Raw genomic sequence first — 13340 nt, forward strand, 5'->3', positions numbered from 1 at the left:
CCGGTCGCCGTGCGGGGACATCGGCGCGCGGAGATGGAAGGGCGACTTCCTTTGCTCGCGTGAGCGGTAGCAGGGTGGTGCGTGAGCGGTAGCAGGGTGGTGCGTGAGAGTCAGCCAGCGGGGATAGGAGAGGCTAGGACAGGGTAAGGCTTGCACAAGGTGAAGCTTTGATAGCGTGACGACAGGTGACGCTCCTGCCGATGTATCGGCACCTTTATAGAAAGATAACTTTGCTCCATGTTAGGCAGGTTGGACATTTCAGTTCTGGCTCAGTAAGGTATGGGTCTCGCGTCGCATGGAGATCCGCCTTTTTCGCCGGAAAAGCGCGCCAAATGGATTTTCTGTCGCCGTACTAAGTATAAAATGTTGCTGGTGTCATCGTAGGTCCCACTAGCGATTTCTGATGAGAAAAGTGTAAAACTCGACAAATTTCAGGTTGGGTTTTCGCGCTATTTATTGACGAAACCTGCCATTGAAAGGTTCGTATCGCTTCCTTGTCGATATAGAGGATGAAGATGTCGCCTCATTACTCCGACCAGGGTCGTTGCATGCCCCGTCGACCTCCTCCCTCCTGCCCTTAGGGAGTGGTGCCTGCGTGCTGACTTGAGCACGTGACTCAGCGATGATGGCTGTGCAACAGTCCGTGGGATCAGGTTTCCGGCAGCTGGCGACGGGTGACGCCCTTATTGCATCGCCTAGTTAAGCCGGCCTTGATGTCGTCGCGAGCTTGATGTCGTCCTGAGTGAGTCCGCGGCCAAGTCGCTCTGAGCTCGCCATGGTGCGAGTCAGGCAGTCGGCATGTTTCCAGGCGGAAACGACCTTCCCCTCCCTGCCCCTATGTTGCCCAACGCTATGCTATGCGCCGTCGCACGGTGCTGCGGTGTTGTGGGCCACTTTTCCGTTCGCTGTTTGACGTCGCAGCCCTTGCTTCGCGGGTGCTGGCTAGCATGCCATGCATCTGGCGCTCGCTGGTGGAGACTGCGCGCCTCCCATAGCAGAACTCGACGGCATGCCACGGAAAACGCTGCGTAAATGTTTCGATCGCGGTCGTTTATGCGGTGTTTCCCTGACGCGACACAAATCGGCATGCCTGTGTTCAACTCACAATAGGATTGCCCTTGAACAGTTCTTCGCTTTACCAATTCTCGACCTGGACCGTCATCCTGTTGATGGTCGCTTTTTATGGCGGTACCTACCTGCTGACCCTCGGCATCCGCAAGAAGAAAGAAGACGCCGACGCCTTCATGGTCTCGAACCACCGGGTCGGCTTCGGCATCGGTGCCGCCAGCATGACGGCCACCTGGATCTGGGCCGCCTCCTTCTACGCCGCTGCCACCTCCGGTTATACCTATGGTGTGTCCGGCCCGATTCACTACGGGCTGTGGGGCGCGCTGATGATCCTGTTCATCTATCCCTTCGGCCGCCGCTTCCGCAAGCTTGCCCCCAACGCCCACACCCTGGGCGAGCTGATTCATGCGCGCCACGGCTCCTCCAGCCAGCTGATCCTGGCGCTATCGAATCTGCTCGGCAGCATCATCAGCCTGATGGTCAACTTCACTGCCGCCGGCGCGCTGGTGTCGGTGCTCTCGCCGCTATCGTTCCAGGCCGGCGTGATCATCGCCGGTGTCGGGGTGTTGCTGTACACGCTGTGGTCGGGCTTTCGCGCCTCGGTGCTGACGGACTTTGCTCAACTGGTCGCGCTGATGGCGATCGCCGTGGTGATCATTCCGGCGGTGTTCTTTTCCATGGGTGGGCCGACCGAGCTGGTGGCCGGTCTCGATAACCTGACGCCTGAGCAGGCCGACTTCTTCTCCATGGACGCTATTCTCAACCAGGGCGCGCCCTTCTTCGTGGCGGTACTGGCCTATGCCATCGGTAATCAGACCATTTCCCAGCGCCTGTTCGCGGTGAACGAAGATCACATCAAGCCGACCTTCCTCACCGCTACCGTGGGGTATGGTGCCATCGTCATCGGCCTTGGCATGATCGGCCTGATGGCGCTGACCCTGGGGATCGAGCCCCTTAACGGAGACATGAACAACCTGATCCCGCAGATGGTGTCGAGCTACCTGCCGCCGGTGTTCATCGCGGCCTTCTTCATCCTGGTGATCGGCTCATTGTCCTCGACCGCCGATTCCGACCTGTCGGCCCTGTCTGCGATCATGATGGCCGACGTCTACGGCAAGAACATTGCCCGTGGCAAGGCCGACCCCCGCCGCATGCTGCTGGTGGGCCGCCTCACGATGATCGTGGCCACCATGATCGGCATCGTCTTTGCGAGCTTCTCGCTGGATATTCTGGTGATGCTGGTATTCGTCGGCGCGCTATGGGGCGCCATCGTCTTCCCGGTCATTGCCAGCTGCTTCTGGAGCCGGGTCACCAACGCTGCCTTCACCACCTCGGTGCTAGTGGCCATGGTGGCCTTCTGTGCGGCGCGCTTCGAATGGCTGCCGATGAGCGGCATCACCGGGCTTGGGTTCGAGCTGCTGGCCAGCATCGGCGGCGGCATCATCATCGCGCTGATGGTGTTCGGCTTCCTGGGTCGTGTGGCCGGCGCGCTGGCTGGACTTGCGGCCTTCGTTGCCATGCTGGTATTCGCTACCGGCTCCCTGCGCGAGTACACGGTTCTGCTGGCGTCATTGACGGCCTATGGCACCAGCACGCTGGTCTGTGTGGCGATGAGCCTCGCCAGCCGTGAACGCTTCGACTTCGACTGTATTGCAGAGCGTGTCGGCAACTATGACGCCGCCGAGGCCGCGCCGGTAGCCGACGAGCACCCGCGCAAGCCCGCCCCGGCAGGACTTGCGACCCAGCGCTGAACCCTTGTTTGACGGGCGCCGCAGGCTGGCGGCGCCCACCGATGGAGATTCCCCATGACCCTGCTCTTTGGCCTTTACGTATTGATCTGGCCTGCCCTCACCCTAGGCGTGCTGCTGCTGATCTGCCGCGCCGTTGCCCGCGACCGTCGTGAGGCGAAAAAGGACCACCGCACCCTGGTGTGAGACGTGACACGCACTGACCTGTTGCGTTACCTGACCTCGATGCGAGGGACAGGCCACAACGCAAGAAGCCGCCCCTCGGGGCGGCTTCTTTCGCTGTGGCTGGCGGTAGGGCTGGCCTTATGGCTTGCGGTAGGGCGGGGAGGTCCCTTCAGCGCCGCGCCATGCCATGCCAGATCAGATCTGACACAGGACTCAGTCTTCCTCTGTCTCGTCTGCTTCTTCTGTCTCGGCATCGCCGACCCAGACTTTGAGGATGGCGTAAGGCGCTTTGCCCTCATCGTCCCCACCGGTGAACGGCGGTGCCTTGTGCAGTTGATTGACCGCGACATAGAGCCAGCCATCGTCAGCAAGGCGCACACTGTCAGGCCAGTCCAGGCGTTCGTCGCGCACGAGTGGCTCCAGGCGTCCATCCATGGTCAGGATGTCAACGCCATTCTCGTTGAGGTTGGTGAAGAAGTGGCGCCCATCCTCGACGGTGTCGGCGCCGTCAGATACCGGCTTGTCACCGACCCGGGTGATGGCATTTGCCAGGTCGTCACGCTCCGCGTCCTCGACCAGCAGGTCCGTAGGCATGGCGTACCAGCTTTGACCATTCATGGCGCCGTAGAACAGCGTTTCACCGTTAGCTGACAGGGTGATGGGGTTGACCCCGACGCTGGCCGGTTCGCCGCCAAACTGGATGTCCTCGCCGTTGATGGTGAGCGTCGCGGACGCCTCAGCCTGCAACGAGGGATGATCATCAAAGCGGTGAGCCTCGCCGCTCTCCAGATCGAGGGTGATGATGCCCGGCTTGGCGATATCTGCCAGGTAGGCAACACCGCGTTCGCGGTCGACTTCCAGATCCTGGACAAAGCTGCCCTCAGGGGCGATGTCCTGAGGCAAGGTAATCTTGTCGATCAACTCGCCGGAGGCAATATCAAACCCCCAAAGTCGCGTCTTGCCCAGGTGGTTGCCCATATCCGTGATCCACAGGCCCCCTTGGCCATCCAGGGCAATGCCCAGCGGTGAATCGATGGTGTCGTCGGTGTAGTCACCACCATGGGTCTGCACCTGTGGCGATGGCCAGGCCCGGTAGCTGTGGGGACCGGTGATCTCGATCAACTGGACGTCGTGATCGCCGTCCATGGGATGGACGGTGGAGAAGATGCGACCTTCTGCAGTAACGGTGACGTTGCCTGGGCGCAATGGAAGTTCGGCAACGCTTCTGATCTCGCCGCGATACAGAGGCTCTGCGGCAGCCTGATAGTGACCCTGGAGGGGGTCATGGGCGACCGCGGTGACGGGCAGGGCGGCGGCCATCAATGCGGACAGCAGCAGTGAACGGGGAAGCTCGCGCTGGGCACGGCGACGGGCGGTGGACATGGGGCGACCTCGTAATAGCGATAACTTGAGCGACTGCTCAATGCCCAACCCTAGCATGTTTTGTGCTCACCCCAAGACGTCACTGGGTGAAAACTGGATAATGCGCCTCAATGGCGTGGTCACGTGACCAAGGTTGACCACCCCCACCCATTACTCCGGTGCTGACTCCATGGAAATCAAGGTCAATTTTCTCGACAACCTGCGGCTTGAGGCCAAGTTCGACGACTTCACCGTCGTCACCGACCAGCCGATTCGCTACAAGGGTGACGGCTCTGCGCCGAGTCCCTTTGACTACTTTCTGGCGTCGTCTGCTCTGTGCGCCGCCTATTTCGTCAAGGTGTACTGCGTCGCGCGGGATATTCCCACCGAGAATATTCGCCTCTCGCAGAACAACATCGTTGACCCGGAAAATCGCTACAACCAGATTTTCAAGATCCAGGTCGAGCTGCCGGAAGATCTGTCTGACAAGGACCGCCAGGGCATCCTGCGCTCCATCGAACGCTGTACCGTCAAGAAGGTGGTGCAGACCGGTCCCGAGTTCCAGATCGAGACGGTGGAGAACCTCGACGAAGACGCCCAGGCGCTGCTGATGGCGGAGCCGCCGGAAGGAGAGCGTACCTGGATCGAGGGCAAGGACCTCCCTCTGGAGCAGACCATTGCCAACATGACCGGCATGCTGGCGGAGCTCGGCATGAAGGTCGAGATCGCCTCCTGGCGCAATATCGTGCCCCATGTCTGGTCGCTGCATATCCGTGACGCCGCGTCCCCCATGTGCTTCACCAACGGCAAGGGGGCGACCAAGGAAAGCGCGCTGTGCTCGGCGCTGGGTGAGTTCATCGAGCGCTTGAGCTGCAACTTCTTCTACAACGACCAGTTCTTCGGTGAAGAGATCGCCTCGAGCGAATTCGTTCACTATCCCTGCGAAAAGTGGTTTCAGCCAGGGCCCAACGACGAGCTGCCCAAGGGCATTCTCGACGACTACTGCCTGGAGATCTTTGATCCGGACGGTGAGCTTCAGGGCTCGCACCTGATCGATACCAACTCGGGCAAGGTCGAGCGCGGTATTGTCTCGCTGCCGTTCGTGCGTCAGTCCGATGGCGAGGTAATCTATTTTCCGTCGAACCTGATCGAGAACTTGTATCTGTCCAACGGCATGAGCGCCGGCAACACCCTGGCCGAAGCCCAGGTGCAGTGCCTGTCGGAGATCTTCGAACGGGCGGTGAAACGACAGATCCTGGAGCAGGAGCTGGCGCTGCCAGACGTGCCCGAGGAGGTGCTGGCCAAGTACCCGGATATCGTTGAAGGCGTCAAGGCGCTGGAGGATCAGGGCTTTCCGGTACTGGTGAAGGATGCCTCGCTTGGGGGGCAGTTTCCGGTAGCCTGTGTGACCTTGATGAACCCCAAGACGGGCGGCGTGTTCGCCTCCTTTGGCGCTCATCCGAGCTTCCAGGTCGCCGTGGAGCGCAGTCTGACCGAGCTGATGCAGGGTCGCAGTTTTGAAGGCCTGAATGACTTCATGCCACCGACCTTCAACTCCCTTGCCGTGACCGAGCCGAACAACTTCGTCGAGCATTTCATCGACTCCTCGGGCCTGGTGTCCTGGCGCTTCTTCAGTGCCAGGGCGGATGTCGAGTTTGTCGAGTGGGACTTCTCCGGCAGCAATGACGAAGAGGCTGCGACTCTGTTCGGCATTCTCGAAGAGCTTGGCAAGGAAGCCTACATGATGGTCCACGAGGATCTCGGGGCGCCGGTCTGTCGCATCCTGGTGCCAGGCTATTCCGAGGTCTATCCCGTCGAGGACCTGGTCTGGGACAACACCAATGTGGCGCTTGAGTACCGCGAGGACATCCTCAACCTGCACCGGCTCGACGAGGAGCAGCTCAGTGATCTGCTCGAACGTCTCGACGAGAGCCAGCTCGATGAGCACATGGATATCATCACCCTGATCGGCATCGAGTTTGACGAGAATACCGTGTGGGGCCAGCTCACCATTCTCGAGCTCAAGCTGATGCTGAATCTGGCGCTGGGCCAGCATGAAGAGGCCCTGGATCGGGTCGAGATGTTCCTGCAGTACAACGACAACACCGTCGAGCGTGGCCTGTTCTACCAGGCGGTGCGGGCGGTGTTGGAGATCGAGCTCGATGACGAGCTTGAGCGCGATGACTTCCTCTACAACCTGCGCCGCATGTTCGGTGAGGACAGCATGGACACGGTGGTGCGTGCCGTTGACGGTGAGCTGCGCTTCCCGGGGCTTACGCCCACCAGTATCCAGCTGGAGGGCCTGGAGAAGCATCAGCGTCTGATCGAGAGCTACAAGAAGCTGCACGCGCGCAGGGCTAGGCTGGCGGCTGAAGGCTGACTCGGCGGCGACTAGCGCTGGTGGGGGCGACCCAGCCCCCACATGAAGTAGGCTCCGCCGATGATTGCCGCGACCATACCGGCAGGCAATTGATAGGGCATCAGCAACTGACGACCTATCCAATCGGCGAAGACCATCACGCTGGCCCCTAGGCAAGCGGCGGCGAGCAGTTGATCGCGTGCCTTGGAAAAGCCCAGCTGTCGCGCCATGTGGGGCGCCAGCAGGCCGATAAAGGTCAGCGGGCCCACGCTCAGAGTGGCGGCAAGCGTCATCAGTACGACGAGCCCCAGCAAGATGGCGCGGCTGGCCGTGATATTGATGCCCAGTGCCGACGCAGAGGCCACGCCGAGTGGAAGAATATCCAACCAGCGAATAAAGGCCGCAAGAAGGGCGGCGAGCGCCAGGGATATTCCCATCAACCAGATACTAGACGTGGCACTGGCATAGTAGGTAGAGCCAGACAGCCAGGACAGCAGTTGTTGGATGCGCGGATCTCCGCTCGACAAAGCAATGGTCTGAACAGAATCCAGCAGCGCCGAAATTGCCACCCCTGTCAGCAGCAGTCGCGTCGGCGCAAAGCTCTGTCTTGCGGTGCAGGCGACAAGTATCGTCAGCGCCACCAACGCGCCCGGCAATCCGCCTGCGACAGATGACAGCGGCGTGATGTGAAACGGCAACAACAGCAAGGCGATGACGCCCATGGCCACCCCCGCACTGATGCCGAGGACTTCGGGGCTTGCCATCGGGTTGCCCGTCACGCGTTGCAACACGGTGCCAGCGAGTGCCAATATCAATCCGGCTGATGCCGCCGTTGCCACTCTCGGCAGGCGCCACGGGGCGATGTCGTCCCATGCGGTTGTGCCAGGTAGCGTCCATGTCAGTGAGGGAGGCTCGACACTGGCGAACAGCGCAATGCCGATGGCAAGTAGCAACAGGATGGTCAGGATCCAAAGGGTTCGTCGCGGATGAACGCTGGGACGAGGGCCCGCGGTGACGGGGGACGGCCTTCCCGAAGACAGGTGAAGTCGTGGTAGTAGCCACAGCAGCAAGGGGGCGCCAAGCGCTGCCGAAACGGCCCCCGTCGGTAGATGAATCGCTGTCCACATGGCCAGGCACTGGACCGCCAGGTCAGTGACCAGCAAGAGCAGTCCGCCCACGATGGTGGACCATACCAGCCGTTGGGCGAGAGTGCGCGCTCCGGCGAGCTTTACCAGCATCGGTGCGGCCAGGCCGATGAAGCCAATCAAGCCCACGGCACTGACCACACTGCCGGTCAACAGAATGGCAAGCCCAAGACCGGCGACCCGCAGGCGCACCAGCGATGCCCCAAGACTGCGCGCACTGGCGGCTTCCAGGTCCAGCAGCGCCAGCCTGGGAGCGAGTACACCGGCGACCGCGATGGCGACGGCAAGGCGCAGCAGTAGCTGTTGGCTGTCGTGCCAGCCTGCTTGGTCCAGTGCACCCGCTCCCCACATCAATACGTTCTTCAAGCTCTCGTGGTGAAACAGCATGACCGCGCCATTGATGGCGCTGATGTAGAGACTGACCACCATGCCTGCCAGCACGACCACCAGAGGGGCAAGATCTCGCCTCCAGGAGATCGCCAGTACCAGCAATGTGGCGGCCGACCCTCCGACCATGGCGATGATGTCGCGTCCCCCCGCGAGCATGCCGGGAAACCAGATGGTGGACACCACCAGCGCCAGCTGTGCACCGCTGGAAATGCCAAGTGTCGATGGGGAGGCCAGAGGATTGCGCATGACCTGCTGAATAACGCAGCCCGCCAGCGCCAGGCAGGCGCCGCTGACCAGAGCCGTGCACAGGCGGGGCAGAAAGGTGTAGTGCAGGACTGCCTGTTGTATGTCACTGCCCTCTGGCGACATCAGTGCTTGCCACCACTGTCCTTGCAACGCCTGGTATTCGTTGTCGAGAACCAGCCAGGCCATGAACAAGGCCGCTGCCGCAAGGATGAGAGCAAGGCCGAGAGGGGAGCGCTGGGCCGCTGGAGAATGCGTGCAGTGGGCGGTGGTCATCTGGCATCAGCCTGCTGAACATCTGGAGTCGACAGGTGTGCTTCGAGCTGCTCCAGCAGGCGCTGGAAAGAACGTAGACCACTGTAGAGCCAGATGGGATCCGTGATGGTGACCCGGCCTTCGCGGACGGCAGGGAGCCGACGCCAGATCTCGTTGGTGGGCAGTTGTCGCAGCACCTGTTGGTCGATGGGGGCGATGATCACGATCTCTGCCTGTGGATTCTCGGCCAGCAGGCTGATGGGGACCTGAGCAAAGCCCCAGCTGTTGGTAGGGCCCTGCCAGGCATTGGTGAGCGCCGTCTGATCGAACACCGCTTCCAACATGCTGTGTTCGCCAAAGACTTGAACATGCCGCTCGTCGATCAGGCGTATGACGTAGAGCTCCCTCGGGTTTCCGCTGAGGCGGTCGCGTGTGTCTGCCAGGTGCTGCAGCGTGCTGGAAACAAGAGTTTCTGCTTGCTGCTGAGTCCCGCTGAGACGAGCGATTTCCCGGGTCATGGCGATCGTGGCCTCAAGATATGGCTGACCGGTCGCGAAGTTGTTCATGACCTTGACGGGGGTGATCCGGGATAACCTGGCGTTGTCCCCCGAGAAAAGGTCGCTGGTCAGCAGAAGGTCGGGCGGGTCCAGGGCCAGCAACTCCAGGTGTGGCTGGTTGCGCAGGCCCAGGTCCTTGACCCCATCAGGAATCGGCGGCTCCACCACCCATTTGTCGTAGCCTGGAATATCTGCCGTGGCCATTGGCGTGACGCCAAGTGCCAGTAAGGTTTCGGTGACAGGCCAACTCGCCGAGGCAATACGGGGAGAGGAAACCACTGGTAGATCTGGGTGAGCTGTCCAGGTCTCACCTGCTGAAGCAGTAGCCATCCACAGGTAAAGACATGCCGCCAGCCAAGTGCCAGCCTGTCGAGACAGGGTCCGTTGAAAGAGTGACCGTCGAAAGAGTGTCCGTCGAAAGAGTGTCCGTCGAAAGAGTGTCCGTCGAGACCGTGACCGTCGAAAGAGCCCCCGCCGTGAGAATGACGGCCAGTGGCAAGCGTGGGGACGTTGGGGCATGCGGATATCCAGACACCAATACGTTGGCCATGACGAGGCAGGCCATGACCAAATCATCAACAGCAGATTGTTAAATCCAGATCTTAAAACCCAGATGTTACATCTGGGCAAAAGCAAGAAGTGCAAATACTATTTTAAAAAACAATCATTATCAATTAAAGTGGCGACCCTTAACCGCTCCGTCACCACTCAACGACGAGACGCTGGAGGGCATGGCAAGGCCCGCGCCCACTGGCTTGCTGCAGATAATGGTTGTCTGTGACAAGTCGCCCAGGGGCACGAATGATCGCGACAGGCCGTCTGCCATGGACGGGAGTTAGCCTGATGTGCCGTGACATTCATCCCCCGGCGCAGCCTGAGGATGCTGCTTGCTTTGCTCTTGTGCCAGTGTGCCTCGTCGCAACAAGGAAATAACATGTTTGCGTTGGCTCCCAACTCCCGTCTTGGCATGTCAGGAGAGTCCTTGCTTCGTCCCGTTGTCCCCGCAGGCTTGCCGACACTGGGAGTCGCCATGCTGGCGTTTCTGCCTTTGGCTGCGCTAGCGCAAGAGCAAGCGTCAACGGCATCCGCCGGCGATGGGGCCATGGACCTGAGTACCGTGACGGTGGTGGGGGAGCAATGGCGTGATCGTGGTCACGAGACAGTGCCGGAGTTTTCAGGTGGGCAGGTGGCGGCAGGTGGGCGCATCGGAATTCTCGGGGAGCAATCGAGCTTTGATGTGCCGTTCAATGTCATCAGCTACACGGATCAGCTGATCGAGAACCAGCAGGCCGATACCCTGGCCGATGTACTGGACAATGACGCCTCAGTACAGAGTGAGTATGGCTTTGGAAATTTTGCCGAAACCTTTTCGGTACGCGGGTTTCGCCTTTACACCGACGATGTGTCCTATGGTGGCCTTTACGGGGTCCTGCCTCGCCAGATCATCAATACCAGCATCGCCAGCCGGGTCGAGGTGTTCAAGGGTGCCAGCGCCTTTGCCAATGGCATTCCTCCGGGGGGCTCTGGTGTCGGTGGGGCCATCAATATCGAGCCAAAGCGCGCGCCGGACGAACCCTTGACGCGCATCACCACCAGTATCGAGTCCGACAATCAGGTCGGCACCACCGTGGATGTGGGTCGCCGCTACGGAGAGCAGCAGCAGTTCGGTGTGCGTGCGACTGTCGACAGGTCGAGGGGTGATACGGCCATCGATGACGAAGAAGCGAGTGCCACGGCTGCCAGTGTCGCGCTGGACTATCGTGGTGAGAGATTTCGGGCGTCGCTGGACCTCGGTTATCAAAAAGCCGAGCTTGACGGGGGGCGTCCTATCGTCAAAGCCGGTGCCTTGATGCCTGGCGATGACTTCCCCGACGCACCGGATGCCAGCAGCAACTACGGACCTGACTGGCAAGAGACGTCACTGGAAGGCGGCTTTGGCATGTTGCGCGGTGAGTACGACCTGAGCGACAGCTGGACGGCCTATGCCACGATTGGAGGCAACAACAACCACGAGTCCGGAGAATACTCGTCGTTGACGCTACAGAATGAAGAGGGCGACGCTACCGCATCACGCCTGGGGGTTCCCTACCGCTCGGGAACCGTGACCGGCGTGGCAGGGATTCGAGGCGACTGGCAGACCGGGGCCGTCAATCATCAGCTCAACCTGGGGTACTCCGGCTACAGTCGCACGACGCGATCGGCCTGGACCCTGGGCAGTGCGCAGGCCACCAATATCTATCATCCGGTTGATCTTGATTACCCGGAGACAACGTTTTCCGGTGGTGATCTCAGCGACCCCAACCGGCGCTCGCGTACCATCACCAATGGTGTGGCGGTGTCCGATACGTTGGGCTTCCTGGACGAGCGCGTGTTGTTGACCGTGGGCGCTCGCTATCAGGATATCGATATTCGTAACTTCACCTATGAAGGAGAGGTGGAGAGCACCGTATCCGGAGATCGTTGGACTCCGCTATACGGGATTGTCGTCAAGCCCTGGGAAAACGTGTCGCTCTACGCGAACCATATCGAAGCCCTGCAACCGACCGATCCTGCCCCTGGCACGGCCAATGGCATGCCGGTCACCAATGCGGGCCAGGTGATCGGGCTTGCGCGTTCAGACCAGAATGAGGTGGGGATCAAGTACGATGGTGGTGGCCTTGGTGCCACGCTTAGCGTGTTTCGCATTGAACAGCCCCAAGCCTACGTCAATGACCGCAATACGTACGCCTTCAACGGTGAGCAGGTCAACGAGGGTGTCGAGTTGAGCCTTTACGGTGAAGTGACCGACCGCCTGCGGCTGCTGGGTAGTGCGACCTGGCTTGATCCAGAACTACGCCATACGGCGGACGGTGCCAATGACGGTAATGACGCGCCGGGTGTTCCCGAGTTTGCCGCTGTGCTGGGTTCTGATTGGGACGTGACGGATCGTTTTACCCTTGAAGGGCGAGTGATTCATACCAGCTCGCAGTACGTCGATACTGCCAATGAGTTTGAGATCGACGACTGGACCCGGCTTGATCTGGGGGCGCGCTATACCGCTCCAATGGGTGACAGTGACCTGATCCTGCGTGCCAACATCGAGAACGTGACCGATGAGGACTACTGGGCATCGGCCTCGAATGACCTGAACTATGTGACCATGGGAGATCCCATGACGGTCAAGGTGTCGGCGACGATCGACTTCTGACGGTTCAGCGGGACTCCCAAGGCTGCGGGACCACCTGGCGAGGTGGTCCCGTCGTCGTTCTGGAGGGCGTTAGAGGCGCCTTTGCGATCAGGCGGGCTGTCGCGTTGCCGCAATGGTCACGTCGCGGATGTTGATATGCTGAGGCTGCTGATACATGTAGAGCGCGGCTGCGGCGATATCATCGGCATGCAGTACGCCTCCCATGGAGGCTTTCCACTGTTGGTAGCCTTCTATGATGTCGGGGTCTGTGGTGTGTCCCAGTAACTCCGTATCGACCGCGCCTGGATGAATGGCCATGACGCGGACGCCACTGTCGGCCACTTCTTCACGCAGGTTTTCGCTGATGGCACTCGCCGCGAACTTGCTGCCAACGTAAGCCGCGTGGTTGGGGAAGCTCTTCTTGCCGGCGATGGAACTGATATTGAGAATGGTACCCGCACCGCGTTCACACATGGCGGCCAGTACGGCTTGGGTTCCATGCAACAGGCCCAGCACGTTGACGTCGAGCATTCGCTTCCACTCTGCTGCATCCTGAGTCGCGAGCTGGCCCAGCAACATGACCCCCGCGTTGTTGACCAACAGGTCCGTGGGCCCGAATGTCTTCTCGGCCTCGCCAATGGCGTTGGCCAGGGCGGATGGGTCGGTCACATCGACCTGTCGGCACAGGCTGTCGGAAAGGTTCATCGCTTGCATGGGTTCGAGTCGGCGCGCCAGCAACAGCAAGGGGTGTCCGGCGCTGGAGAAATGGCGGGCGATTGCGGCACCGATGCCAGAAGAGGCTCCGGTAATGACAACGAGGGGCTTGGTCATGGGTCACCTTTGCGTGTGAAAAGCCGTGCGAGACGGCCTTTGTGAATCGAC

8 protein-coding genes are annotated in these 13340 nt (G+C 60.6%); 4 read left to right on the forward strand and 4 right to left on the reverse strand.

Annotated elements, in window-relative coordinates; translation table 11 throughout:
- The first annotated feature begins 1118 nt into the window (after window positions 1-1118).
- Window positions 1119-2819 (forward strand): sodium:solute symporter family protein, encoded by a 1701-nt coding sequence (locus tag KUV45_RS15385; protein ID WP_222162053.1) that lies wholly within the window; start codon window positions 1119-1121, stop codon window positions 2817-2819.
- A gap of 54 nt (window positions 2820-2873) precedes the next feature.
- The gene (locus tag KUV45_RS15390; protein ID WP_222162054.1) at window positions 2874-3002 is read left to right on the forward strand and encodes a putative transporter small subunit; all 129 of its coding nucleotides are present in this window, start codon (window positions 2874-2876) and stop codon (window positions 3000-3002) included.
- A 192-nt stretch (window positions 3003-3194) separates the two neighbouring features.
- On the opposite strand, the gene KUV45_RS15395 is transcribed toward KUV45_RS15390, so the two are convergent.
- Window positions 3195-4364, reverse strand: coding sequence for an L-dopachrome tautomerase-related protein (locus KUV45_RS15395; RefSeq protein WP_222162055.1), 1170 nt, complete (start codon window positions 4362-4364; stop codon window positions 3195-3197).
- Between the two features lie 169 nt (window positions 4365-4533).
- Here KUV45_RS15395 and KUV45_RS15400 point away from each other — a divergent pair, with 169 nt between their 5' ends.
- A complete protein-coding gene (locus KUV45_RS15400) occupies window positions 4534-6723 on the forward strand; it encodes an OsmC domain/YcaO domain-containing protein (protein WP_222162116.1) in 2190 nt (729 codons plus the stop codon).
- Between the two features lie 11 nt (window positions 6724-6734).
- Here KUV45_RS15400 and fhuB read toward each other — a convergent pair whose 3' ends face one another.
- Together fhuB and KUV45_RS15410 are read right to left on the reverse strand one after the other, a co-directional pair.
- Complete coding sequence (gene fhuB, locus KUV45_RS15405) at window positions 6735-8756, reverse strand: Fe(3+)-hydroxamate ABC transporter permease FhuB (RefSeq protein WP_222162056.1); 2022 nt, start codon at window positions 8754-8756, stop codon at window positions 6735-6737.
- Complete coding sequence (locus KUV45_RS15410; RefSeq protein ID WP_222162057.1) at window positions 8753-9571, reverse strand: ABC transporter substrate-binding protein; 819 nt, start codon at window positions 9569-9571, stop codon at window positions 8753-8755. Before KUV45_RS15410 ends, fhuB begins: the two co-directional genes overlap by 4 nt.
- Window positions 9572-10226: 655 nt before the next feature.
- Between KUV45_RS15410 and KUV45_RS15415 the strand changes: the two genes are divergently transcribed.
- Window positions 10227-12479, forward strand: coding sequence for a TonB-dependent siderophore receptor (locus KUV45_RS15415; protein WP_222162058.1), 2253 nt, complete (start codon window positions 10227-10229; stop codon window positions 12477-12479).
- 87 nt (window positions 12480-12566) lie between these two features.
- Here the strand turns inward: KUV45_RS15415 and KUV45_RS15420 are convergent, their stop codons facing one another.
- On the reverse strand, window positions 12567-13289 hold the full coding sequence (locus tag KUV45_RS15420) for an SDR family oxidoreductase (RefSeq protein WP_222162059.1): 723 nt from the start codon (window positions 13287-13289) through the stop codon (window positions 12567-12569).
- Window positions 13290-13340 lie beyond the last annotated feature (51 nt).

This window comes from Halomonas sp. DP3Y7-2 (assembly GCF_019800795.1).
In the GTDB taxonomy this organism is placed as follows: Bacteria; Pseudomonadota; Gammaproteobacteria; order Pseudomonadales; family Halomonadaceae; genus Halomonas; species Halomonas litopenaei_A.